This window comes from Prevotella falsenii DSM 22864 = JCM 15124, from assembly GCF_000613945.1.
Classification (GTDB): Bacteria; Bacteroidota; Bacteroidia; order Bacteroidales; family Bacteroidaceae; genus Prevotella; species Prevotella falsenii.
Window position 1 is genome coordinate 24,282 of record NZ_BAJY01000002.1, and the last position, 23,759, is coordinate 48,040.

15 protein-coding genes and 6 pseudogenes are annotated in these 23,759 nt (G+C 42.2%); 15 read left to right on the plus strand and 6 right to left on the minus strand.

What is annotated here, in order from left to right:
* The first annotated feature begins 245 nt into the window (after positions 1-245).
* The 8 genes and pseudogenes from JCM15124_RS01220 to JCM15124_RS15670 all read left to right on the plus strand — a co-directional run bounded on the left by JCM15124_RS01220 (position 246) and on the right by JCM15124_RS15670 (position 4,100).
* Positions 246-566 carry a helix-turn-helix domain-containing protein gene (locus JCM15124_RS01220; protein ID WP_024997965.1) on the plus strand — a complete coding sequence of 107 codons (321 nt, stop codon included), beginning with the start codon at positions 246-248 and terminating at the stop codon, positions 564-566.
* Positions 567-569: 3 nt separating this feature from the next.
* Positions 570-805 (plus strand): annotated as a pseudogene (locus JCM15124_RS14720) (type II toxin-antitoxin system HipA family toxin); the annotation flags it as partial.
* Positions 806-988: 183 nt separating this feature from the next.
* Positions 989-1,252 carry a GlsB/YeaQ/YmgE family stress response membrane protein gene (locus tag JCM15124_RS01225; RefSeq protein WP_024997966.1) on the plus strand — a complete coding sequence of 88 codons (264 nt, stop codon included), beginning with the start codon at positions 989-991 and terminating at the stop codon, positions 1,250-1,252.
* Positions 1,253-1,256: 4 nt separating this feature from the next.
* Positions 1,257-1,502, plus strand: a complete 246-nt coding sequence (locus tag JCM15124_RS01230) for a hypothetical protein (protein ID WP_024997967.1) — start codon at positions 1,257-1,259, stop codon at positions 1,500-1,502.
* Positions 1,499-2,254, plus strand: a complete 756-nt coding sequence (locus JCM15124_RS01235; RefSeq protein WP_024997968.1) for an MBL fold metallo-hydrolase — start codon at positions 1,499-1,501, stop codon at positions 2,252-2,254. Before JCM15124_RS01230 ends, JCM15124_RS01235 begins: the two co-directional genes overlap by 4 nt.
* A 15-nt stretch (positions 2,255-2,269) precedes the next feature.
* Positions 2,270-3,298, plus strand: a complete 1,029-nt coding sequence (locus JCM15124_RS01240) for a winged helix DNA-binding domain-containing protein (RefSeq protein WP_024997969.1) — start codon at positions 2,270-2,272, stop codon at positions 3,296-3,298.
* 175 nt (positions 3,299-3,473) lie between these two features.
* Positions 3,474-3,797: a cupin domain-containing protein gene (locus JCM15124_RS01245; protein ID WP_024997970.1), complete on the plus strand. Its 324-nt coding sequence runs from the start codon at positions 3,474-3,476 to the stop codon at positions 3,795-3,797.
* A gap of 132 nt (positions 3,798-3,929) precedes the next feature.
* On the plus strand, positions 3,930-4,100 hold the full coding sequence (locus JCM15124_RS15670; RefSeq protein WP_156930591.1) for a hypothetical protein: 171 nt from the start codon (positions 3,930-3,932) through the stop codon (positions 4,098-4,100).
* Positions 4,101-4,624: 524 nt separating this feature from the next.
* On the opposite strand, the pseudogene JCM15124_RS12775 reads toward JCM15124_RS15670, so the two are convergent.
* From JCM15124_RS12775 to JCM15124_RS01260, 3 genes and pseudogenes are all read right to left on the minus strand, one after another.
* Positions 4,625-6,153, minus strand: a pseudogene (locus tag JCM15124_RS12775) (peptide MFS transporter).
* A 34-nt stretch (positions 6,154-6,187) separates the two neighbouring features.
* On the minus strand, positions 6,188-6,937 hold the full coding sequence (locus JCM15124_RS01255) for a porin family protein (protein WP_024997971.1): 750 nt from the start codon (positions 6,935-6,937) through the stop codon (positions 6,188-6,190).
* Between the two features lie 43 nt (positions 6,938-6,980).
* Entirely contained in the window at positions 6,981-8,366 is a 1,386-nt protein-coding gene (locus tag JCM15124_RS01260) for an amino acid ABC transporter substrate-binding protein (RefSeq protein WP_024997972.1), read from the minus strand.
* Between the two features lie 103 nt (positions 8,367-8,469).
* Here JCM15124_RS01260 and JCM15124_RS01265 point away from each other — a divergent pair, with 103 nt between their 5' ends.
* From JCM15124_RS01265 to JCM15124_RS12785, 6 genes and pseudogenes are all read left to right on the plus strand, one after another.
* Positions 8,470-9,165 carry a T9SS type B sorting domain-containing protein gene (locus JCM15124_RS01265; RefSeq protein ID WP_024997973.1) on the plus strand — a complete coding sequence of 232 codons (696 nt, stop codon included), beginning with the start codon at positions 8,470-8,472 and terminating at the stop codon, positions 9,163-9,165.
* 33 nt (positions 9,166-9,198) lie between these two features.
* Positions 9,199-12,039, plus strand: a complete 2,841-nt coding sequence (gene uvrA / locus JCM15124_RS01270) for an excinuclease ABC subunit UvrA (protein ID WP_024997974.1) — start codon at positions 9,199-9,201, stop codon at positions 12,037-12,039.
* Positions 12,040-12,547: 508 nt separating this feature from the next.
* Complete coding sequence (locus JCM15124_RS01280) at positions 12,548-13,117, plus strand: L-threonylcarbamoyladenylate synthase (RefSeq protein ID WP_024997975.1); 570 nt, start codon at positions 12,548-12,550, stop codon at positions 13,115-13,117.
* Positions 13,118-13,171: 54 nt separating this feature from the next.
* On the plus strand, positions 13,172-14,968 hold the full coding sequence (locus JCM15124_RS01285; protein ID WP_024997976.1) for a chloride channel protein: 1,797 nt from the start codon (positions 13,172-13,174) through the stop codon (positions 14,966-14,968).
* Positions 14,969-15,004: 36 nt separating this feature from the next.
* Positions 15,005-16,026 (plus strand): annotated as a pseudogene (gene fmt, locus JCM15124_RS12780) (methionyl-tRNA formyltransferase).
* Positions 16,027-16,138: 112 nt separating this feature from the next.
* Positions 16,139-18,053, plus strand: a pseudogene (locus JCM15124_RS12785) (polysaccharide biosynthesis protein).
* A 315-nt stretch (positions 18,054-18,368) separates the two neighbouring features.
* Here the strand turns inward: JCM15124_RS12785 and JCM15124_RS01300 are convergent.
* Both JCM15124_RS01300 and JCM15124_RS12790 read right to left on the minus strand, forming a co-directional pair.
* The gene (locus JCM15124_RS01300; RefSeq protein ID WP_024997977.1) at positions 18,369-19,058 is read right to left on the minus strand and encodes a tRNA1(Val) (adenine(37)-N6)-methyltransferase; all 690 of its coding nucleotides are present in this window, start codon (positions 19,056-19,058) and stop codon (positions 18,369-18,371) included.
* A pseudogene (locus tag JCM15124_RS12790) lies at positions 19,059-20,086 on the minus strand (diacylglycerol/lipid kinase family protein). It abuts the gene before it with no gap.
* Between the two features lie 188 nt (positions 20,087-20,274).
* Between JCM15124_RS12790 and spt the strand changes: the two are divergent.
* Positions 20,275-21,464 (plus strand): annotated as a pseudogene (gene spt / locus JCM15124_RS12795) (serine palmitoyltransferase).
* Between the two features lie 917 nt (positions 21,465-22,381).
* Here spt and hisS read toward each other — a convergent pair.
* Positions 22,382-23,755 (minus strand): histidine--tRNA ligase, encoded by a 1,374-nt coding sequence (gene hisS / locus JCM15124_RS01315; RefSeq protein ID WP_024997978.1) that lies wholly within the window; start codon positions 23,753-23,755, stop codon positions 22,382-22,384.
* Positions 23,756-23,759: the final 4 nt, after the last annotated feature.

Here is a 23,759-nt window from a genome sequence, read left to right on the forward strand (position 1 = left end):
AAAAACAAAGACCGAACTTCCGCAAATGGGAGTTCGGTCTTTTGTTTTGCCTTTGTTTTCGAGCGTGGGACAGCGTTGTGCTACAGCTATATAGACCTTTGTGCAGACCATTTCGGCTTGTAGCAGACGGCATTAAAGTCCATACAAATGTTAAATATCGCATCTGTTCCGTTGATTCTATTCCACAACCTATCATAAAATGAATATAAATGACTACTTTTGTGCTTGTAATAAAAGGTTGGGTTATGGTTAAAACAACGATGGGAACAAAGCTTCCTCGCAAATTGGAACAGAAGATGCAGACTGTAGGCGAGCAGATACGGCTTGCCCGTCTGCGCCGTAATCTTAGCATAGCGCAGGTCGCTGAACGGGCAACTTGTTCTCCCGTAACCATCAATAGGGTGGAGAAGGGTGCTCCCACGGTTGCCATCGGCATATACCTCCGTGTGCTTTATGCCTTGCAGTTGGACGACGACATCTTGCTTCTGGCACAGAAAGACGAGATGGGACGCACCTTGCAAGACCTTGCTCTCAAGCATCGTGAACGGGCATCTAAGAAGAAGTAGCAGATGAACAGATTATTTGTATATGGCGATTTCGATTGGCTGGAGCACCCACTCCTGATAGGTGAGCTTAGCTATGAGTCTCTTCGTGGTGCAGATTCCTATGCCTTCATGTTTGATAAGGACCGGTTTGCCAAGTATGGCTATATCTTCTTGAGTGCGATATTAACAACTATCCGGGTCAGCAGTACACGCAACCGGGAAGAGACATCTTTGGTTGTTTCAGCGATGCATTGCCCGAACCATCGTTAATGAGGTTGTGCAAGGCGTCAGCAAATGGAAGTCTCTCGCTGTAAGGTTGGGCATTAGCAATCGTGAAATCGACCTCTTTGCACATGTATATGGTAGGTCGGCGGATAGCTTATAGGTCGGTATGGATTCTTCTCACATAGAAATAATTTCTTAAAAGTAAATAAAAAAAGATTATGTTTGAACACATTGCAGACTTCACGGCATGGCCAATACTGACAGGTTTCCTCATCGGCTATATTGCCAACCGCATTATGAGTGGCGAAGGAAAAGGGTGTTGTATGAATCTTATAGTAGGTATCATCGGTAGTTATGCCGGAACTTTCATCAGTCATCTGCTTGATATAAACTTGTTTGGTAAGGGTTATCTCACCAATTTCGTATTCTGCGTGCTTGGTGCAGTGTCGGTATTGTGGATTTGGAAGAAACTTTTCGATTAGTATGATAACCATTGACACAGCCAATATGTGCTCGCATTTGCAGCAGAAACTGTTTGATGAACATGGTGTTTACCATCATATTTGGACAGCTATGCAAGGTGAGGACAACCTGACGGCAGTTGTTCGTTCTCGTCAATTGCACATCTACCGCAATGGAAAGAAAGTGCTGGTGCTGGCAGGAAAGGCAAAACCGAAGATTATAAGAGAAGACAAGCTGTGCGAAATGATTTCTAAGGATATGCCGAAATGAAGCTGACGTATATTTTTCATAGCGGTTTTGCCATTGAAACAGAAACTTGTGTGCTTATTTTCGATTGCTGGAGAGACCCGGCCGGAGTTGTTTCAAAGGTTCTTTCTGCCACAAAGCCGGTCTATGTCTTCGCCAGCCATTTCCATGAGGACCACTTTTCAAAGGAGATATTGAAGTGGCGAAATGCGTATCCTTCGCTTTCTTTCACCTATATTCTTTCCAAGGATATACTGAAGCATAGGAGAGCTGTCAAGGAAGATGCAGATGCGTGGCTGGCAAAGGGGGCTGAATGGGAAGACGGGCACGTTAAAGTCTATGCGATGGGTAGCAACGACAGTGGCGTTTCGTGGATAGTGGAAGTTGATGGCAGGCGTATTTTCCATGCAGGCGACCTCAACAACTGGTATGCACGCTTTCTGACAGACGACTATAAGGGTGGTACTATCTTCAGCGAGGAGTTCGGGAAAGTTAATCCGATGCAAGATGAGAAACGCTTTCTTGGCGAGTTGAAGGATATTAAGAAGATTGCAGACTCCTTTGACGTTGCGATGTTCCCGATAGATGGCAGAATAGGGAACGGATATACACGTGGCGGCAGACAGTTCATAGAACGGTTTAAGGTAGGCTTGTTCGTGCCGATGCACTTCGTGGCAAGCGGATTTGAAAGTGCTTGGCGCATGAAAGAGTTTACCGACGAGTGCAACATTCCTTTCTGGAGCATTGCCTATGAAGGCGAAACAATGGAACTATAAACGAAGAAGTATAATATGAATACAGTCGCTTTACGCCTTCTTAATCAGCAACTTATATCTCCGCAGTTCACGAGCGTTGAGGAAGTGGCAGACTATATGTGCGCCATGCAGGCGCAAGACTATCGCATGATGCGTTGGGCAATGGCGATGCGCACAAAAAATCCATCGGCAAAGACATTCAAAAAGGCGTTCGACGATGGTCGCATCGTCAGGCTTCACCTGATGCGCGGCACGTGGCAGATAGTCTCGGCTGCGAACTATTGGTGGCTGTTGGAACTGTGCGCGCCACGGGCTATCAGCCTTATCAAAGGATTCATAAGCAGCAACAAGATTACTATTTCTGATGAAGAACTGTTGCGTGTGCGCGAAATCATTGCCCAAACGGCAGCCGATAAGGGCAGCGCAACGAAGGAAGACTTTGTGCAAGCATTGGTAGAGAGGGGCATTGTGATGGACGCCCACCGATTGAACTACCATATTCGCATGGCTGAAATGGAAGGCGTTATCTGCAGCGGAGCCTTGTTGCCAACGAAAACAACGTATGCTCTCGCTGCCAATAGAATAACCCCGGCTACGCCAATAGACAGAGATGAGGCACTGATGCGTATGGCACGGCTCTACTTTAACAGCCGCCAGCCTGCCACTTTGGACGACTTTGTATGGTGGTCGGGCTTGACTTTGCGCGACTGTCGCAAAGGCATTGCGCTGTTAGGTGATGGCATTCATAAGGAAAACTACTTCGGGCGGGAGTTCTACCTTACCGATGACTGCCGCTCAAGGGGTTTCCGAAAAGGCAAGTATCTGCTGGTGCCACCTTACGACGAATACCTGATTAGCTACAAGAGTCGCGACATTGTGCTGCCACCAGAATACAAACACAAAGCCCATAACAACAATGGCATCTTCCAACCCATCATCGTTCGTGATGGCATCGTTTGCGGAAATTGGACTCCATATAAGGAAAATCCGCAGCCATCGTTCTTCCTTGGCGACCACGATACGGATTTGCAAGCCGAATGGGACGCCTACAAGAAATTCCTTTAACTTTACCGGTACGTGTTTGTGAAAGACAAAAGATGGTAACAAATGTGCCCTTTGTCAGTGTGTCAGCCATGTTGCAGTGTACAAATGTTATCAAAAGTGTATGCTAAAAATGCCGTGGCACAAGTTTTGCACGTTAGCTAACAAACAACATTAGTAACGAAATTAAAAGCGATAGATTATGAAATTCGAGAAAGGAAAAGTATTTGTAGCAAGTGAGTTGGCAGACTATACGGAAGGTGGTGTAGTAAGCAAGGAATTGGTTCACAGCAATGCAGGTAGCGTTACACTCTTCAGTTTCGATGCCGGTCAGGGACTTTCGCAGCACACTGCACCCTTCGATGCGTTTATTCAGGTAGTAGACGGCGAGATGATTCTCAATGTGGAGGGTACAGACTATCGTATTAAAGCAGGCGAAAGTTTCATTATCCCAAGTGGCGCACTCCATTCTGTGAAGGCAGAACAGCGTTTTAAGATGATAATAACGATGATAAGAGGATAGAATATCATTGCTGTCCGATAAGAACTTTTATATTACGAAACAGTTGCGGGATTGCCTTTAAGTAGGCAATCCCGTTTCTTTTGCAACAATCTTATTAACCTCAATCGGTTATTAGGGCGCATTTGTTTAGATTTGTTATTACCGTCATGCTCCCTTACTGCTTTCGTCCGCTTGCCGACATTTGCGCAGCCATTCCATCTCGCCGTAGTCCGCTACGCCTTTGATGAAATATCAGCATATCTGCTCACCAATCGAACAAAACCGGTCAAGGACGCTAACGACCGATTTGGGTTAATGGAGTAACAAGAACTTTTCGCTTTGATTTTGTAAAAACAATTCTCTTAAAAGGTGATAACTGCCGAATAAGTAAGTCATCAGTTCCGTTATGTCCCGCATCCGACCAAGTGTCTACCTTTACAGCAGAACCTTTCAGCTTGTGTCCATCTATCCGGAATACCCCGAAAGATGTATCTATTGAGTTATCTAAAGAGGAAAAGAAGGTACAAGAAATGCTGAAAAAGTCGTCCAAAATCTTTGTTTCTTAAATTATTTACACGTAAAGAAATATTTCTTTACGTGTAAGAAAATATTTATTTACATGTAAAGAAGAAATTATTTACGTGTAAGTAATTTGATAAATCCTTGCTAAAGTGGGCACAAATCATAGTCAAAGACAAGGGAACAGATAAGAACAACGCTGCCAAACCTACATAACGATGAGGTTTGGCAGCGTTGAAAGCACGTATATACTACTGATATACTGAAAATAAAACGAGGGTATGTCAGGATAAAAGTTTCTGACATACCCTCGTTTATATTTAGTTTTTCTACTTCGCTACTTTTTCAAGTTTACCCATTACTGCAAACATGAAGATAGCAGAAAGGATACAAAGCACGATGAATACGCTCCATACAACAGTCAATGGAAGGTCGCCCCAAAGGAAACCACCGACACTAACGAGGAGGTTACCTAAGGCTGTTGCTACGAACCAACCACCCATCATTGCGCCCTTGTACTTCGGAGGAGCAACCTTTGATACGAATGATATACCCATAGGCTGAGCAACAACTCGCCGAAGGTAAGAACAAGGTAAGTACCGATGAGCCAGTTTGGAGATGCAAATGTCTTTGCACCTTCTGCAGCTGCCTTCTGTGCGTCAGGAGTGTTGAGCCCCATAGAAGCGAGCAACATTACCAAGAAACCGCAACCGGCAATCAACATACCGTAAGCAATCTTACGAGGAGCTGTTGGCTCTTTGCCCTTGCGAGCAAGCGCACCGAAGATAGCCATGCTGACAGGTGTGAGGGCTACAACATAGAATGGGTTGAATTGCTGGAAAATAGGAGCACTAACAGATACGCTGCCCTCTACAGCACTGTACTTATAGGCTATTACTGCCAATGCACCGAGGATAACGAGAGCTGAAATACCTTTGGTTTTACCGGTCTTAGCACCGAAGAATGCAAATCCGGCATAGACAATGACAATCACCATAAAGAGGTTAATTACATCGAATACCATGCTCTGAGCACCTTCTGCAGTAGGTTGCACAAACTCGTCGGCAAAGTAAGTAAGCGTAAGACCGTTCTGGTGGAATGCCATCCAAAAGAAGATAACTACGGCAAATACAAGGCAAAGCGCAATGATGCGTTCTTTTGTTTCTGCCGGAGAAATTTCTTCTGCTTCAGTTGCAGCACCTGATTTCTCGTCTTTTTTCTTTGAATTGCCTTCCAAATGCTTAAATCCCGGGCGGAAAGTGTAATAGATAGCAATAGAAAGAATTAAAGAAACACAAGCTACGGCAAATGCCAAGTGGTAAGCTGCGTTAGGGTCCATGTGCAACGAGGTTACAGCCCAATCGTGAATTTTCACGGCAGCTGTCGGAGCAAACAATGCACCGATGTTGATAGCCATGTAGAAGATAGAGAAACCGGAGTCGCGTTTGCTTTCCATTCCGGGGGCATCGTAAAGGTTACCTACCATTACTTGCAGGTTGCCTTTGAACAGACCTGTACCCAGCGAAATCAAGAGTAGGGCTGCAAGCATGCTTGAGAAAGCAACGGTGCCTGTTCCCAATGGGATAGCCAAACAGAGGTATCCGATGAACATAATCATGATACCTGTTGTTACCATCTTTCCGTAACCGAACTTGTCTGCCATGATACCACCAACTAGTGGCAAGAAGTAGACTAATCCAAGGAAAGTACTGTAAATAGCCCCTGCGGCACCCGGATCAAGTCCAAAGTTTCCTCTGAGGAAAAGGGCAAAAACTGCAATCATGGTGTAATAACCAAATCGCTCTCCTGTGTTGGCTAATGCCAATGCATAAAGACTTTTAGGTTGTCCTTCGAACATAATTTTAAACTTTTAATTTTGTTATTAATTGATTTTATCTATTGTTTTTACTTTTTGTTATATCGAACAGGTAGGTTGCCTTGACAATTATATTGCTGTTGTTGGATTTCCCAAAGAAATCTTCTTTTGTGTTGCCGTATATATTGCCCAACCCGTAGTAATAGCGTGCCTCTACAAGGAAATGTCCTAAGTGGCGAATACTCCATTCTGCACCTAAACCGGCTGCAATGCCATAATCGAACTTCTTTTGTGCGGGCATAGATTCCTGTTCTACGATGGTGTTGCTTCTTCCTGTGCCGTCTTTCGATAGGTTTGGTGTTTCGTAGTTCTTAGCTGTTGTCTCGTTCAGTAAAATACCAATCTGTGGTCCTGCCTGAACAAAGAAGTTGAAACCGTTCTGCTCTCGTCCCCATGCCAAATGTGCAAAAACGGGGATTTGAAGATAGTTCAAGGTACGTGAATATTCCTCTGCTGCGCCATTGGCATTGATAACAGGCTCATCTCTCGATGTCCGTATGTCTTGTTTCCACCCCATCGAAGCATAGTTTATTTCGCCATAAATGGAGCAGATGGTGTTGAAATATTTTTCGCACACATATTTAATGCTCAATCCGGCAGTAATTCCACCATGCATCGATTGCGATACTTTAGGGTCGAAACCTATATTTGAAAGCACATAGCCGGCATTGCCACCTATGGAAAGGTCGCTGCGATGGTCTCCTACTTGTGCGTATGTACACAGTGGAAGTATCATCAACAGTGCTGTAAGTATCTTTCTATGCATGTTTTTAGTATCCGTTGTTTTTATCTGTCAGGTTATTGGAAAATTAGTAGACTAAGTTCTCCATCGTCTGGTCGGCTTTGAAGTGTACCAACTGGAAATGATTATTGATATATCCGCCATCTCCTACACGTTCAAAGTTGTATCTTGTCTGTAGCGGAGCGTAGCTAACCTCTGCACTTGTGCCTTTAAAATTCTTGCCTTTATTCTTAATTCCTCTGACGAAGAATTGCGCTTGGTCGTATCCTACTATCGCAAAGCGTGGTATATAGGTATTTTTCATAGGTTCACCATATTTGCTGATATATAGTTTTTCCAATGCTTCTGTTTTCTTTGCCACCTTACTATAATAATAGGTAGAAGGGATATACACTCCGTATTTAAAGTAATTGGATAGGTTGTAGTCCTGATACATAAACCATTCGTTGTAGCCGTATGTTGAAATAGCTATGCCGGGATTTGTTCTTTTGAGCGAATCCAATTTTGCAAATACTTTATTTAGATAAGGACTCTTTTCAGAGTTTATAACTATCACATTAGGTTGCGAAGAGCTAAACTGCTTCACAAAGTTTATTTGCGGTGTGTTTATGTTCGTTACATTGTAGCGAATGTTTGCAAGTCCGAGTTGTTTTCTCAGTTCACTTGTGAAGCTGCCTACTTGGCTACCTTGGTCATTGCAATTAATAAAGACAGGGTGATGCGTCTTCTGAAAACGTTCAAAGAAACAAGCTATTGCCTTTTTTGTTAAACGATTGTAGTCTTGATAGACTTGGAAAATGTTAGGATTGGTGGCAACTTCTTTTGCTTCGATAGAGAAAGGTATCACCAGCTTTATGCCATAGCGTTGGCAAAAGTCGCCCAATGGTTTTACTTGATTAGAGTAAAGCGGTCCAAAGATAATGTCTAAGTTAGAAGCATTCTTATCAACCAAAGTGGTTCTGATGTCAGCATCTTTAGGTACATTCCACGCATGCACATCGGTATTAATGCCTTCTTGCTTCATTTGTTCGAGTGCAAGCAAGATTCCTCTATAATATTCCACCATTCTCAAACCGTCGCCATCTTCTCTGTGAAGTGGAAGCATCACACCGATGCGAACAGTATTCGTAACAGGTGTGTTGGCTGTTATCGGCTTTTTAGCTGTATTGCTTGTTGTATTGGTCTCCGTGTTGGCTGCATACTTCTTGTCGCCCCCTTTTGCAAAAGGCACAAAAATCCAATTCCCCTTTTTAAGCTCGTATCCTTCTTGCTTCATTTCAGGGTTTGCGTTGATAAGTTCTTGTATGCTGACACCATATTCCTTGGCTATACCAAAGAGTGTTTCCTTTTTCTTTACCTTATGAAGGTCTCTCCATACCGTGGTTTGTGCAACGACGTGGACGGAGAAAACCAAAACAACTAATAAAAGTAAATACTTATAATAATGTTTCATAATTGTACGTTGTGAGTTTAACACCTTGCAAAGATAACAAAAAGTATTCACTATTTGCTTTTCGTCAATAGTTTTTTTGTATTTTTGCAGAAATAAGAAGATTATGCAGTCATATTTCAATAAAATATCCTTAATAGTGGTATTGTTTTTATTTACCACGAATGTTTTTTCCCAATCGTGCGAACCATACGGAACGTACATTGGTGAAAACGGAAGTTCAGAAACCATTAATTCTGCGCAAGGCTTTTCCGGCTCTGCTCCATTGACGGTCGATTTCATTGCTAATCCTGTTGTCGATTATCCCAATGGCACTCAATTTGAGTGGCATTTCTTTGAGCAAGGTAATCGCAAAAATGCGTTTTTAATACGTTATGAGCAGAATACGCAATACACTTTTACGACAGCAGGCTCGTTTCAAATTTGTTTGTACGAAATCTTAGGTAGCGATACAATTAATATCTATGACCCGATAACTGTTTCAATAAGCGAGAGCGAAATATCTTTCCCGAATGCTTTTTCGCCTAACGGTGATGGTATAAACGATGTCTACAAGGCTAAAAAAGGATTTAAGAGTATTGTAGAGTTTCGTGCAATTATTTTCAACCGATGGGGACAGAAATTGTTTGAGTGGACCGACCCTAATGAAGGCTGGGACGGAACATTCAATGGAAAACCTGTTGCGCAAGGCGTTTATTTTGTGAATGTAAAGGCAAAAGGTGCCGACGGTAGAAGGTTTCACATCAGAAAAGATGTGAATTTATTGCGTGGATACAATGAAACCACTACGCAGATGCCTTAGTGGTTTTGTAAATTAACTAACACTGATTAATTAATGAACGATAAAATAGAAGTATTAGGGGCACGTGTGCACAATTTAAAAGGTGTAGACGTAACAATGCCTCGCAATGCACTGATTGTTTTTACAGGATTATCGGGTTCAGGTAAAAGTTCTTTGGCGTTCGACACTATATTTGCTGAAGGGCAAAGACGATATATCGAAACATTTTCTGCTTATGCCCGCAACTTTCTTGGTGGTATGGAACGCCCGGATGTTGATAAGATAACAGGACTTTCGCCTGTTATTTCCATCGAGCAAAAAACAACCGGCAAGAACCCACGTTCAACAGTTGGAACTACTACGGAGATATACGATTATCTTCGTTTGCTGTATGCACGCGCGGGAACTGCTTATTCTTATATGAGTGGCGAAGCAATGGTGAAGTACACAGAAGAACGTGTTGTGGAAATGATTCTTCACGATTATGCCGACAAAAGCATCTATGTGCTTGCTCCCTTGGTGCGAAATCGTAAAGGGCATTACCGTGAATTGTTCGAACAAATGCGTCGTAAAGGTTATCTTTACATTCGTGTTGATGGCGAAATCTTTGAAATCACGCGTGGCATGAAGGTTGATAGATACAAGAACCACAACATAGAAGTTGTGATAGACAGGCTCAAACTCGGTGCTGATGATGATGAAACGTTTAAAAACCGATTAACCAAAACAGTGTCGGTTGCCATGAAACAAGGCGATTCGCTTATTATGATAATGGATAAAGACAGCGGGTCGGCTAAATATTTCTCCAAGCGATTGATGGACCCGGTTACGGGAATAGCCTATAAAGACCCCGCTCCGAACGTCTTTTCATTTAATTCTCCTGAAGGGGCGTGCCCCCATTGCAAAGGCTTGGGCAAGATTAGCGAAATAGATTTAAACAAGGTGATACCCGATACTTCGCTGAGTGTCCATGAAGGTGCTATTGTTCCTTTAGGCAAATACAAGAACCAAATGATATTCTGGCAGATAGCTGCCATTCTTGAGAAGAGCGAATGCACTTTAAAAACACCTATTAAAGATATTCCAAAAGAAGTGCTCGACGAAATACTCTATGGTTCTTTGGACAAGGTTCGTATATCGAAAGAACTTGTTCATACCAATTCCGACTATTTTTCAGCCTTCGATGGTGTTATAAAATATTTGCGTTCGGTAATGGAAAACGATGAAACTGCAGCAGGGAAAAAGTGGGTTGACCAGTTTATTGCCGAGCGAGAATGTCCCGAATGTAATGGGCAGCGTCTTAATCGTGAAGCACTTTCTTATCGTATATGGGACAAGAACATTGCCGAACTTTCGGCAATGGACATTACCGACCTTAAAGTGTGGATTGAAGAAGTAGAACAACACATTAGCGAGAAGCAGCAATTCATTGCAAAAGAGATACTAAAGGAAATTCGTAAACGTATAAACTTCTTGCTTGATGTAGGTCTTGACTATCTTTCGTTAAACCGTCAGAGTGCAACACTTTCGGGTGGAGAAAGTCAGCGTATAAGGTTGGCGACGCAGATAGGTTCTCAGCTTGTGAATGTGCTTTATATTCTCGACGAACCTTCCATCGGTTTGCATCAGCGCGACAACAACCGCTTGATAAAGTCGTTGCGCGAACTACGCGACCTTGGCAATACTGTCATTGTTGTGGAGCACGACGAAGATATGATGCGTGCTGCCGATTGGATTGTCGATATTGGACCAAAGGCAGGGCGAAAGGGTGGCGAAGTTGTTTTCCAAGGTACATACGAGCAAATGCTCAAGACACATACGCTTACGGCGCAGTATCTCAATGGCGAGCAGACCATTGCGCTTCCCGAAGTGCATCGCAAAGGAAATGGCAAATCGATATGGCTGTATGGCTGCAAAGGAAACAATCTGAAGAATGTCGATGTAGAGTTTCCGTTGGGTAAACTTATCGTTGTTACGGGTGTATCCGGCTCCGGTAAGAGTACGTTAGTAAACGAAACCCTGCAGCCAATACTTTCACAACACTTCTATCGTTCGCTGAAACTTCCTATGGAATATGCCAAGATAGAAGGCATAGACAATGTAGACAAGGTGGTGAATGTAGACCAAAGTCCCATCGGGCGTACCCCACGCAGCAATCCTGCCACCTATACTGGCGTGTTTTCGGATATTCGCAATCTTTTCGTAAACCTTCCGGAAGCTAAAATCCGAGGTTATAAACCCGGACGTTTTTCGTTCAATGTAAAAGGCGGACGTTGTGAAGCCTGCAGCGGTAATGGTTACAAGACAATAGAAATGAATTTCTTACCCGATGTAATGGTTCCGTGCGAGGTATGCCACGGAAAGCGTTACAACCGCGAAACGCTTGAGGTACGCTTCAAGGGAAAGTCTATTGCAGACGTCTTGGATATGACGGTTAATATGGCTGTGGAGTTTTTCGAGAACGTCCCGCTTATTCTTCCGAAAATAAAGGCTTTGCAAGATGTCGGCTTAGGTTACATCAAATTAGGGCAAAGCTCTACGACTTTATCGGGCGGAGAAAGTCAGCGCGTGAAGTTGGCTACCGAACTTTCCAAGCGTGATACCGGCAAAACGCTCTATATTCTCGACGAACCTACTACCGGTTTGCACTTTGAAGACATTCGTGTTCTTATGGGTGTGTTGCAGAAACTCGTAGACCGCGGCAACACAGTTGTCATTATCGAGCACAATCTTGATGTAATAAAACAGGCTGATTACATTATCGATATGGGGCCTGAAGGCGGACGCGGCGGAGGAAAAGTTGTTGTAACGGGCACTCCGGAAGAGGTAGCAAAGAACCAAGAGAGCTATACTTCGCCTTTTATCAGGAAGTTCTTTGAAGGCAACAAAGATTAACTTCACCCCCCAAAAACAAGTAAATTCAGTTACGTAGCTTTGTCGGTATTCTCCGTTTCATAAGCGAAAAACAGATGGAAATACTGTAAATATTTTTCGTAAGAATATCTGTCGTGTAACTATCTTGTTATCAGCGTATTGCAAAACCTATTGTTTTGCATTCCAAAAGCGGCTGTTTTGCACGGTAAAACCGTAGGTTTTGCGTTGCAAAACCTACGGTTTCGCGTTGCAAAACCTACGGTTTCGCAACGCAAAAGCGATTATATCACTTTTTAAGAGAATTATCTTTACAAAATTAAGGCGATTTTCTGCATTTGCTTTGGACGATAAAACGGAAATCGTTACCCTAATAAATCTTTGCGGTGCACCATGTTTCATCTGCGTTGCAGACCGGTTTGTAGTCCGTTTTTGATAGGTGCGGAATACCGTGAACCTTATTTTTGTCTTGTAGATTTGTCTGTTTCCTTTTTTTTTTCTACTTTTGTACTTCTCTATTGGTTATAAGAAAATGATACAACAAGAAGATATTAAGAAGGCTGTTGAAGTGTTGCGAAAGGGTGGGGTGATACTCTATCCTACCGATACCGTATGGGGAATTGGCTGCGATGCCACCAATCCCGAAGCCGTGGCTAAGGTTTACGAAATAAAACGACGCGATGATTCCAAGGCATTGGTCTGCCTTGTCGATTCCGATGCACGCTTGCAGCGATATGTGCGCAACGTTCCCGATGTGGCATGGCAACTTATTGATGCTGTGGTGAAGCCGACAACATTGATACTTGACGAAGCTGTAAACCTTGCGCCCAACCTTATAGGCGAAGATGGTTCTATCGGTATAAGAATAACCAACGAGCCTTTCTCGAAAGAGTTGTGTTACCGTTTCCAGAAAGCAATAGTCAGCACATCGGCAAATATAAGCGGCGAACCCGCTGCACAGAACTATCGCGACATTTCGGAAGAAATATTGTCGGCTGTAGACTACGTCTGTACTTCTCGCCGACAAGAGCATAAGCCTCACCAACCTTCTACGATAATAAAGATTGGTGGAGCAGGCGAAGTGAACATAATAAGAAAATAAATCATCGCAGCAGCCTTATATATACATATCTATATAGAGGAGCAGGCTTGAAAAATGGCAAACGAAAATAATAGCAATATAATAAATCGGATAGACGAATGGCGGAAGAAGAATATTTCCGACCGCCAGTTTGTATTGGTGCTTGCGTTTATTGTTGGCTTCTTGGCTGCTGTGGCAGCATACGTGCTTCATATTATTATTGGCGAAATAGAGAAACTCATTACGTCCGGCTTTCGTATGACTACCATCAACTGGCTGTATCTTCTTTATCCGGTTATTGGTATTTGGCTCACCAGTTTGTTTGTCAAGTATGTTGTCCGCGACCGTATTTCGCATGGAATTACGCGTGTATTGTATGCAATTTCCACCAAGCGTTCCAAACTGAAGGCGCACAATACGTGGACTTCCATAGTAGCATCGGCAATTACAATCGGTTTTGGTGGCTCGGTAGGAGCAGAGGCTCCTATTGTATTAACGGGTTCTGCCATTGGCAGCAACCTCGGCAGACTTTTCGATATGGACCGTCGGACGCTGATGCTGTTGGTGGGTTGCGGTGCGACAGCTGCTGTTTCGGGTATTTTCAAAGCACCCATAGCAGGTTTGGTGTTTACTTTGGAAATACTTATGGTAGACCTTACCATGGCAGCCCTGTTGCCCATCTTGATAGCTTCGGTTACGGCAACTTGCTTCTCATACTTCTTTACGGGTGGCGAGCCTATGTATAACTTCAAGATGGACTATTTTTGGAGTCTTAGCAAAGTGCCGCCAACCATACTTTTAGGAATTGCCTGCGGTTTTCTTTCACTCTATTTCATGCGTGTCATGTCGTGGTGCGAAGACAGATATGCGAGTCTTTCCAATCGTCCTTACCTTAAATTGTTGGCAGGTGGCTTGGTTTTGTCATCCCTTATTTTTCTTTTTCCTTCCCTTTATGGCGAAGGTTACAGCAGTTTGCGCCTTTTTATAGAAGGTAATGGCGAAGCCGATTGGAATCAGGTGCTGCGCGGTTCGATGTTTGCAGGGCAGGCAAAATTCTTGTTACTGTATGTTGGATTGGTAGCATTGACAAAGGTTTTTGCCACCAGTGCGACCAATGGAGCAGGTGGCTGTGGCGGTACGTTTGCACCGTCATTGTTTATTGGCGGATTTGGAGGCTTCTTTTTTGCACGATTTTGGAATGTTCAACAGATAGGCGAATATATTCCTGAAAAGAATTTCACGCTTTATGGCATGGCAGCAGTAATGGCAGCAGTTATGCATGCCCCATTGACAGGCGTGTTCTTGATAGCCGAACTTACAGGCGGATACCATCTTTTCATTCCTTTAATTATTGTAACCATTAGTTCGTATCTGACCATAAACATTTTTGAACAGCACAGTATTTATGCCGTTCGCTTGGCTCGACAAGGGAAACTCTTGACGCATCACACCGATAAAGCTGTGATGACAATGATGAACATGCAGAGTATTATCGACCGCGACTATACGTCGGTAGACCCAAACATGGAAATGGGAAAACTCGTACACGCCATTAGTTCAAGCCGCAACAACTATATTCCGGTTCTTAACGATGCCGGAATACTGTTAGGAGAAATTGATATTACAAAACTTCGACATATAATCTTCCGCACCGAACTGTATCATCGGTTCTTGGTAGAGCAGCTTATGACACCGCCACCGGCAACAATTGGCGTGAACGACCCGATGGAGAGCGTTATGAAAGTGTTTGAAAAGACGGGAGCACAGGTATTGCCTGTAACCGAAATTGACGGCAGACTGGTTGGCTATATATCGCGTGCACGACTGTATAACCTGTATCGACAGCTCGTAGCCGACTTTAGTGAAGAGTAGTTTGCAGTTTGTTTTCACAATATCAAGATAGACATTATGGATAAAAAAGATATGAGAATCGTTTTTATGGGTACGCCGGAGTTTGCCGTAGAGTCGCTGAAGGCTTTGGTAGAAAACGGTTATAATGTTGTGGGAGTAGTAACACAACCCGACAAACCCGTAGGACGACATCAGGAAAAGCTCCAACCACCTGCCGTAAAGGTATATGCCCAGTCGGTGGGATTGCCGGTATTGCAACCTATTAAGATGAAAGATGCTGAGTTCTTAGAGCAGTTGCGTGCTTTGAAAGCTGATTTGCAAGTGGTTGTAGCGTTTCGTATGCTTCCCGAAGTGTATGGTCGATGCCACGTTTCGGAACATTTAATGTTCATGCTGCCTTGTTGCCTCAATATCGGGGCGCAGCACCTATAAACTGGGCAGTGATAAATGGTGAAACCGAAACAGGAGTAACAACTTTCTTTCTTGATAAAGACATTGACACAGGACGGATTATAAAGCGGAAGTATTTACCTATTCCGGATGATGCAAATGCAGAATATGTTTACGATGGGCTGATGCGGTTAGGAGCAGAGTTAGCCATTGAAACGATAAACCTTCTGTGTGAAAAAGTTGCAGATGATTTTGATGCTGATAAAATCTTATCGGTGATGAACGAAATAACCGAAGCACAAGACGAAACACCGGATTTGCGCCATGCACCGAAGATATTTAAAGAAACTTGCGAAATAGATTGGCGACAGAAAGCAAAAGCCATTTACGACTTCGTTCGTGGACTTTCGCCTTATCCCGGAGCATGGTCAAAGATGGTATCGTTAGACAATGTTGCTGCCCCAACTGCTGAAATGGTTTTGAAGATATTTGAAGTTGCCAAGACAGACAAGGCTGTAGTAGCCGAACCGGGCACGTTTATAGTAGAAAATAAAAAGGTATATGTAAATACAAACGATTTTCTATTGGAATTGAAAGAACTGCAGCTTTCAGGCAAAAAACGTATGGACAGCCGTTCATTCTTGAATGGCTTTAAGCAGATTGAAGAGTATAGATTAGAGAAAGAATAATTAAAGGGGCATTCATTATAATTTTATAAAAGTATGTATTAGTAAGATTTTTTTTGTACTTTTGCATTATTATAAGCGATAACGGATTAATTATTTGACAGATTAGTAAAGTATGAAAGTTATAAATAAGATTTTCGAATGGTATTTTACAAAGAATGCTCTGCCTTATTGGGTAGTGTTGGCAATCGATATTTTTATTTGTTATTTATCTGGAATACTTGTGTTTTGGTTCTATTATCATGGAGCCGTTGAACTTTCCAATCTGTCTATACTTACGAGAACTATATTTGTTTATATGGTTTTCGTGCTTGTGGGGTTCCGAGTTTTTAAGACCTATTCCGGTATAATACGTTATTCTTCCTTTGTAGACTTACAGCGTGTCGGTCTTGCTATGCTTTTATCGCTGTCCATAGCAGAAGTAATGCACTATGTAATATATTCTTGGGACATTAAATTTGTGCGTCTTCAAGGTCGCCAAATTGCGGTTATGTATCTTGTTGCTACCATCGGATTGGTTGTTTTCCGTATTTTAGTGAAGACCATCTATGATGCATATTTAAATCCAAACAGGCGAATAAGGACGCTGATATATGGTGTTAAGGAAGGCGGAATAGGCATTGCAAACAACATTTGCAACGATAGGAATAGCAATTTCTTGTTGAAAGGTTTTATTTCTCACGACGATTTATATTCAGGAAACACACTGTTGGGTGAGAAAATATACACAATAAATGACCAACTGGAAGAAACAATAAAGGCAATTGATATAAGGGCTGTGCTTGTTTCGCCCTTGCAAGTAGACAGATTTCGAGCTGATACAAGATTGCAGGACATACTTATTAATGCCAATGTCAAGATATACCTGACGGAACATACAAAAGAATGGAAGGGCGACAACAGCTTTGAACATGTACAGTTCAAGGAAATAAACATCGAAGACTTATTGCCACGCGATGAAATAGTTGTAGATATGGACGCTATTGGCAACTTGCTGAACGATAAATGTATTATGATTACAGGCTCGGCAGGTTCTATTGGTTCGGAAATAGTGCGGCAGATTTCTATTTATAAACCTGCAAAACTCATTCTTATCGACCAAGCAGAAACACCACAGCACGATATTAGATTAATGATGGGCTTTGATTATCCCAACATTAAGGTTGAAACCATTGTCGCAAACATAACCAATCTTGATAGAATGGAAGCCATTTTTAAGCAGTATAAGCCCGAATACGTCTTTCATGCAGCTGCTTATAAGCACGTTCCGATGATGGAAAACAATCCTTCGGAAAGCATTCAGAACAATGTTTGGGGAACAAAAGTCATTGCAGATTTAAGTGTAAAGTATGGCGTAAGAAAGTTTGTTATGGTTTCTACCGACAAGGCTGTGAACCCAACGAATGTGATGGGCTGTTCAAAACGCATCTGCGAAATATATTGTCAGAGCTTGAATAAAAAGATAAATCAGGCTAATAGTAAAGAAGCACCTACGCAATTTGTTACCACCCGCTTCGGTAATGTGTTAGGTTCAAATGGTTCGGTTATCCCATTATTTGAGAAACAAATAAAGAATGGTGGTCCTGTAACAGTAACCGACCCTAATATAATTCGCTTTTTCATGCTTATTCCGGAGGCTTGCAAGCTGGTACTTGAGGCCGGAACGCACGGAAAAGGTGGAGAAATATTTGTGTTTGACATGGGTAAACCTGTCAGAATAGCCGACCTTGCTAAAAGAATGATTAAGCTTTCCGGGGCAGAGAATGTTAAAATAGAGTACACCGGACTACGTGCAGGCGAGAAGCTTTACGAGGAAGTGTTGAGCACAACAGAGAACACACTGCCAAGTTTCATGAAAAGTAAGAATAGCACAAGTGCAAGAATATGACTATGATGTTGTAAACCGACAAATCGAAGAACTTTTGCAAGTAAGCCATACATACGATAGCATGCAAATTGTAAAGATGATGAAGAACATAGTTCCCGAATATGTCAGCAACAACAGTGTTTATTCAGTATTAGATAAGTAGTAAAATGCTAAACGAGAGTGTCTTTATTCACTCTCGTTTTTCATTTTATAGAACCATATACCCAAATCTTTAGTTTCAATACGCATTCATTATCATCAGCATGATAATGGATTATCATGAACGTTAGTTCGGCATAAAAAAGCAGGTTTTCAAAGAAACAATATGCAGCCAATGCCCGAGTATAGGCTTATAATGAAATAGTGTATCTATCTCTTTGCGAAAAACGATAGTACTTTTTGGGCAAAACAATAGTACTTTTTACTGAAAAAGTACGTACTTTTTAGTGGAAGGTGTATTCTTTTTGCGGAAAAACGTCTATTTATAGAAGTCTTTTGTTATTTCTTTGTACCATTCCGATTTGTTGCCTGCACTGTCTTGTAGGTATTCTGTCGTTGAAAAATATTGGTCCGGGGCTTTGCTTAATTCTACTAAAATGCGTTTCGGTTGCTTGGAAGGAGTGGTTTTTATGAATACTTTCTTTGTAACCGAAAAGCCTTTTAGAATGGCTTCCGGCTCTAAAATGCGGTACGATTCAACGGGAAGTACTAATGAAAAATGCCCATCGGGGGCAAGTAGTTGGTATGCGCATTTTATTAATTCGTTGAAAGGTAACGCATCTGTGTGCCGTGCAATGGTTCTGTTATTATCGTTGCTTTTCAATGAATCTACGAAATAGGGGGGATTGCAGACAATGGAATCGTACTGTTTTTTGTTTTCTGAATAGGTTTGTAGCGAACAATGTTTCACTGTTACTTGTTTGGCAAATGGTGAGCACAATACGTTTTCGGTTGCTTGTGAAACAGCATTTTCGTCTATTTCAATGGCATCTATGTTGGCATCGGGAAACCGCTGCGCCATCATTAAAGCTATCAGCCCTGTTCCTGTGCCTATGTCAAGAATGCGTTTGCCGCCTTTTGCCCAGCTTCCTAATAAAACTCCGTCGGTGCCAACTTTCATTGCGCACTTGTCTTGCTCTATATGGAATTGTTTAAAAGTAAAGCCCATTTAAATATTAAGCTTTCTTAGAATGGTTTTGTTTAATGCCTGCACTTTTCTGCTTTGTTTGTTTATGTTGCAGCGTATCAGGTCGATGTTCGAGAATAACTGTGAAAATGATGTCTGTATCATATTGGGTTGTTGTTGCTTTTTATGTTTGTTGGGGTTTACAACAACCTTAATTCCTTTGCGGATAAGTTTAATATCGACATCGGTTCCTGCCATAATAGGGTCGCCATCGAAATGTATTACCCCTTCTTCCTTTCGGTGAATGTGTATGTGTTTCGCTTTGAATGTTTTTATTTTTGAGTTTTTATCAAGTGTTTTGTTGAACATTTCTATCGCTACTTGCGGTGCTTCGAGTATGTCGAAAGGCTCCATAATGATAATATCCAGCAGTCCGTCGCTCATAGAGGCTTGTGGTGCAATGTAGCATTGTTGCCATATTGCGAGGCATTTGCTACCGATATAAGAAATGCTTTATAATGATGTATTCCCTCATCGTCCTCAATATCGTATGTCTGTGGCTCATACTTTAATCCTTCTTCCAATACTTTCTGAACGTAGGTAATAACGCCACGCTTGCCTGCTTCTGCGAACTTCATCGATATGAAAGCATCGAACCCCATTCCGCAAGTACAGAAAAACGGAATGTCGTTAATCGTACCGTAATCCAATTCGTGGATACATGCTTGATTTAATATTTGAAGACTTTTCTTTATATTTACAGGAATAGCCAGATGGCGTGCCAATCCGTTGCCCGACCCGGTAGGTATGATGCCGATAGCCGTATCCGTATTAACAAGTGCTTTGCCCACTTCGTTCACAGTTCCGTCGCCGCCTATCGCTGCCACAATGTCGATTTTATCCTGTGTTGCCTGTTGCGCCAACTCCGTAGCATGGCCGGCATATTCTGTGTTTGCTATTTGGTAATCGAATAAATCTTTATCAATATACTTGTCGATTAATTCGGGAATGGAATCCTTTCTACCAACTCCCGATTTAGGGTTCATTATGAATAGAATTTTCGTCTTCATATATCACTCTTTGTTTCCTTTGAGGGAATTAACAAACAAAATTACATATTTATCAATATTTCGTCATTATTTTATAGTGAAAAAACTTTAATTAGTTAATCAATTAATAATTAATGCCATATTTCAACAAAAAATTGTATCTTTGCAGCCTAAAGAAAAACGTAGCTTATGCTACACCTAATTTATATATGGGACAGTTACAAGAAAAGTACAAAAGTTACCGTGAGCCGCAAAAATTTATGGAAATGGGAGTATATCCATATTTCGCGAAATCACAAGCAAGCAAGGCACGGAGGTTACTGATGTCGATGGGCATAAAATTTTAATGTTCGGTTCTAATGCCTACACAGGTTTGCCAAACGACCCAAGGGTTATAGAGGCTGGCAAGAAAGCCTTAGACAAATATGGTTCAGGTTGTGCCGGTAGCCGATTTCTGAATGGAACACTTGATTTACACGTACAATTGGAGAGAGAACTCGCAGAGTATATGCACAAAGACGATGTTCTTTGTTTCTCAACAGGGTTTTCTGTAAATTCGGGTGTTTTGGCATCGGTAGTAGGCCGTGGTGATTATATTATCTGCGACGACCGCGACCACGCAAGTATTGTAGACGGAAGACGATTAAGTTTTGCCACACAGCTCCATTACAAGCACAACGATATGGAAGACCTTGAGCGGGTATTGCAGAAGTTGCCTCAAGAAGCCATTAAGCTCATCGTGGTCGATGGCGTCTTCTCGATGGAGGGCGACCTTGCAAATCTTCCTGAAATCGTAAGGTTGAAGCATAAGTATAACTGCTCTGTCATGGTAGACGAGGCTCACGGATTGGGCGTTTTCGGCAAGCAGGGTAGAGGAGTTTGCGAGCATTTCGGCTTAACCGACGATATAGACCTTATCATGGGAACTTTCTCAAAGAGCCTTGCTTCCATTGGCGGTTTCATCGCAGGCGACAAGGATACCATCAACTTCTTGCGCCACACGTGCAGAACTTATATCTTCTCTGCAAGTAACACACCGGCTGCCACAGCTGCCGCATTAGAAGCTCTACACATTATGCAGGCAGAACCCGAACGCCAAGAACACCTATGGGAAGTTACAAACTATGCCTTGCAGCGTTTCCGTGAAGAAGGTTTCGAGATTGGCGACACAGCAAGTCCGATAATCCCACTTTATGTACGCGATATTCAGAAAACATTTATTGTTACCAAAATGGCTTACGATGCCGGTGTATTCATCAATCCTGTTATTCCACCGGCCTGTGCTCCGCAAGATACACTCGTAAGATTTGCACTTATGGCAACACATACAAAAGAACAGGTTGAACGGGGTGTAGTAATCCTAAAGAAGATTTTCCAAGAACAAGGCATTATCAAATAGTTTTTATTTGATATTTGCTAAAGCCTTGTGGTGAAATATAAAAGACTTGCAATCGCTGATAAATATGCGGTTGCAAGTCTTCTTTTTTATCTTAATCTCTCGAAAGCACCATACGTTTGACCACATCTATTGGTTCTGTAGGATTTTATTGGTGAAACGACTTTCTTCTTGTTTGCTTATTGTAATTGCTAAAACACATAGAAAAGAGTAGATAGCATCTGTAAGGGCTTGTTTCTTCATCTTCCTAACCACTAAGGAAAAGTGGACTGAATATGTGAAATGCGATAAATCGCACCCCCTACGATACAACTATGATTTGTGCATCAAATCACCTTTATTTTGTAAAGATAATTCTGTTAAAAAGTGATATAATCGCTTTGGCGTTGCGAAACCGTAGGTTTTGCGTTGTAAAACCTACGCTTTTACCGTGCAAAACCTACGGTTTTGGAACGCAAAACAATAGGTTTTGTAATGCGCTGATAAATAAATAGTTACGCAACAGTTATGTTTGCGAAAAATATTTACGTTTTTATTGCCTTTTTTCCGTTCTTTTCTCGTTCCTCGAAAAGTGCTTTTTCTCGCCATAACAGTGCTTAAATAAATTTGGCATTGCTCATTTGGCGGAACGAAAACGTTCATGGATAACGTGAGGCAGGTGTAGGAATTTGAAGACGAAGATACTTCACTTCTTCGTGATTATAAGCATATTAAATCATAATCAAGTTCTTTCTTCAAGTATCTCTATGAATAGTATATTGGCGTAGTTAGCATATCGAACTCACGTTATTACAGCAAACAAAACACAAAGAGCCGATTCTCGATACGAAAGTCGGCTCTTTGTGTTTCTGAAAATTACAAGTTCTGTGGCATGAAACAGCAACCGGCTTTCCGTGCAACAGCACTTTATTTCCTTATATTTAGGGGTTGCTTGATGTTACTTTCTCTATTAGGTCGTCGGGCGAAACAAGTATCTGTTCGCCTGTATTCATATTCTTCAAAGTAAGTTTCCCTTGTTCTATTTCGTTATCGCCTGCAAGAACAACGAACGGAATGTGCTTTGCGTTTGCATAAGCCATTTGTTTTTTCATCTTTGCAGCGTCGGGGAATATCTCCGTTCTGATATTTGCCTGTCTTGCTTTTGCTACAAACGGCAACACGTAGCTTGTTTCTTTATCGCCAAAGTTAATGAATAGCAGCTGTGTATCGCTGATACTTTCTTTCGGATAAAGGTTTAACGCGTTGAGAACATCGTAGATACGGTCTGCACCAAAGCTGAAACCAACACCCGAGAGGTTAGGCATTCCGAATATTCCCGTAAGATTATCGTAGCGTCCGCCGCCTGTAATAGAACCGATTTCAACGTCCAAAGCCTTCACTTCAAATATTGCGCCTGTATAATAGTTCAGTCCGCGCGCTAAAGTTAAGTCGAGTTGTATTTCATTTTTCAGCTCTATTTGCTTCAAAACATCAAGAATATACCTTGTCTCCTCCACTCCCTTCAGTCCTGTTTCGCTGTTTTCAAGCACTTCAGCTATCGTGTTCAGCTTGTCATCGTTGCTGCCGCTTAACTGTATTATAGGTTGCAGTTTCTCTATGGAAGACTTTGACAACCCTTCCTTTTCAAGCTCGGCATTCACCGATTCAAGCCCAATCTTGTCGAGTTTGTCGATAGCTGTCGTGATTTGGACAATCTTTTCCTGCTCGCCAATTACTTCTGCGATACCCGAAAGTATCTTGCGATTGTTTATTTTAATCTGTACTCGGATACCAAACTTTGTGAAAACGGTGTCGATAATCTGCATCAACTCCACTTCGTTGAGCAGAGAATCGGAGCCGACAATGTCGGCATCGCATTGATAAAATTCACGATAACGCCCTTTTTGTGGTCGGTCAGCACGCCAAACGGGTTGTATCTGATAGCGTTTGAAAGGCATTTGCAACTCTTCGCGGTGCATTACAACGTATCGTGCAAACGGAACAGTAAGGTCGTAGCGCAATCCTTTCTCTGCAAGTTTGGTCTGCAACTTCAACGGATTGCGCGCTAAAAGCTCCTCATCGATAGTGTTTTTAAGGAAATCGCCTGAGTTTAAAATCTTAAAAAGCAACTTGTCGCCCTCTTCTCCATACTTTCCCATCAGGGTTTGGAGGGTTTCCATTGCAGGCGTTTCTATCTGTTGGAAGCCATAAAGCGCATACACGCTCTTTATCGTGTCGAATATATAATTTCGTTTTGCCATCTCATCGGGACCGAAATCGCGCGTTCCCTTTGGGATAGAAGGTTTATTTGCCATCGTC

What these genes read in the sequence shown, in the direction of transcription:
- JCM15124_RS01220 (WP_024997965.1), top strand. Translation starts at nt 246, where the DNA reads ATGGTTAAAACAACGATGGGAACAAAGCTTCCTCGCAAATTGGAACAG.
- JCM15124_RS01225 (WP_024997966.1), top strand. Translation starts at nt 989, where the DNA reads ATGTTTGAACACATTGCAGACTTCACGGCATGGCCAATACTGACAGGT.
- JCM15124_RS01235 (WP_024997968.1), top strand. Translation starts at nt 1,499, where the DNA reads ATGAAGCTGACGTATATTTTTCATAGCGGTTTTGCCATTGAAACAGAA.
- JCM15124_RS01240 (WP_024997969.1), top strand. Translation starts at nt 2,270, where the DNA reads ATGAATACAGTCGCTTTACGCCTTCTTAATCAGCAACTTATATCTCCG.
- JCM15124_RS01255 (WP_024997971.1), bottom strand. Translation starts at nt 6,937, where the DNA reads ATGCATAGAAAGATACTTACAGCACTGTTGATGATACTTCCACTGTGT.
- JCM15124_RS01260 (WP_024997972.1), bottom strand. Translation starts at nt 8,366, where the DNA reads ATGAAACATTATTATAAGTATTTACTTTTATTAGTTGTTTTGGTTTTC.
- JCM15124_RS01265 (WP_024997973.1), top strand. Translation starts at nt 8,470, where the DNA reads ATGCAGTCATATTTCAATAAAATATCCTTAATAGTGGTATTGTTTTTA.
- uvrA (WP_024997974.1), top strand. Translation starts at nt 9,199, where the DNA reads ATGAACGATAAAATAGAAGTATTAGGGGCACGTGTGCACAATTTAAAA.
- JCM15124_RS01280 (WP_024997975.1), top strand. Translation starts at nt 12,548, where the DNA reads ATGATACAACAAGAAGATATTAAGAAGGCTGTTGAAGTGTTGCGAAAG.
- JCM15124_RS01285 (WP_024997976.1), top strand. Translation starts at nt 13,172, where the DNA reads ATGGCAAACGAAAATAATAGCAATATAATAAATCGGATAGACGAATGG.
- JCM15124_RS01300 (WP_024997977.1), bottom strand. Translation starts at nt 19,058, where the DNA reads ATGGGCTTTACTTTTAAACAATTCCATATAGAGCAAGACAAGTGCGCA.
- hisS (WP_024997978.1), bottom strand. Translation starts at nt 23,755, where the DNA reads ATGGCAAATAAACCTTCTATCCCAAAGGGAACGCGCGATTTCGGTCCC.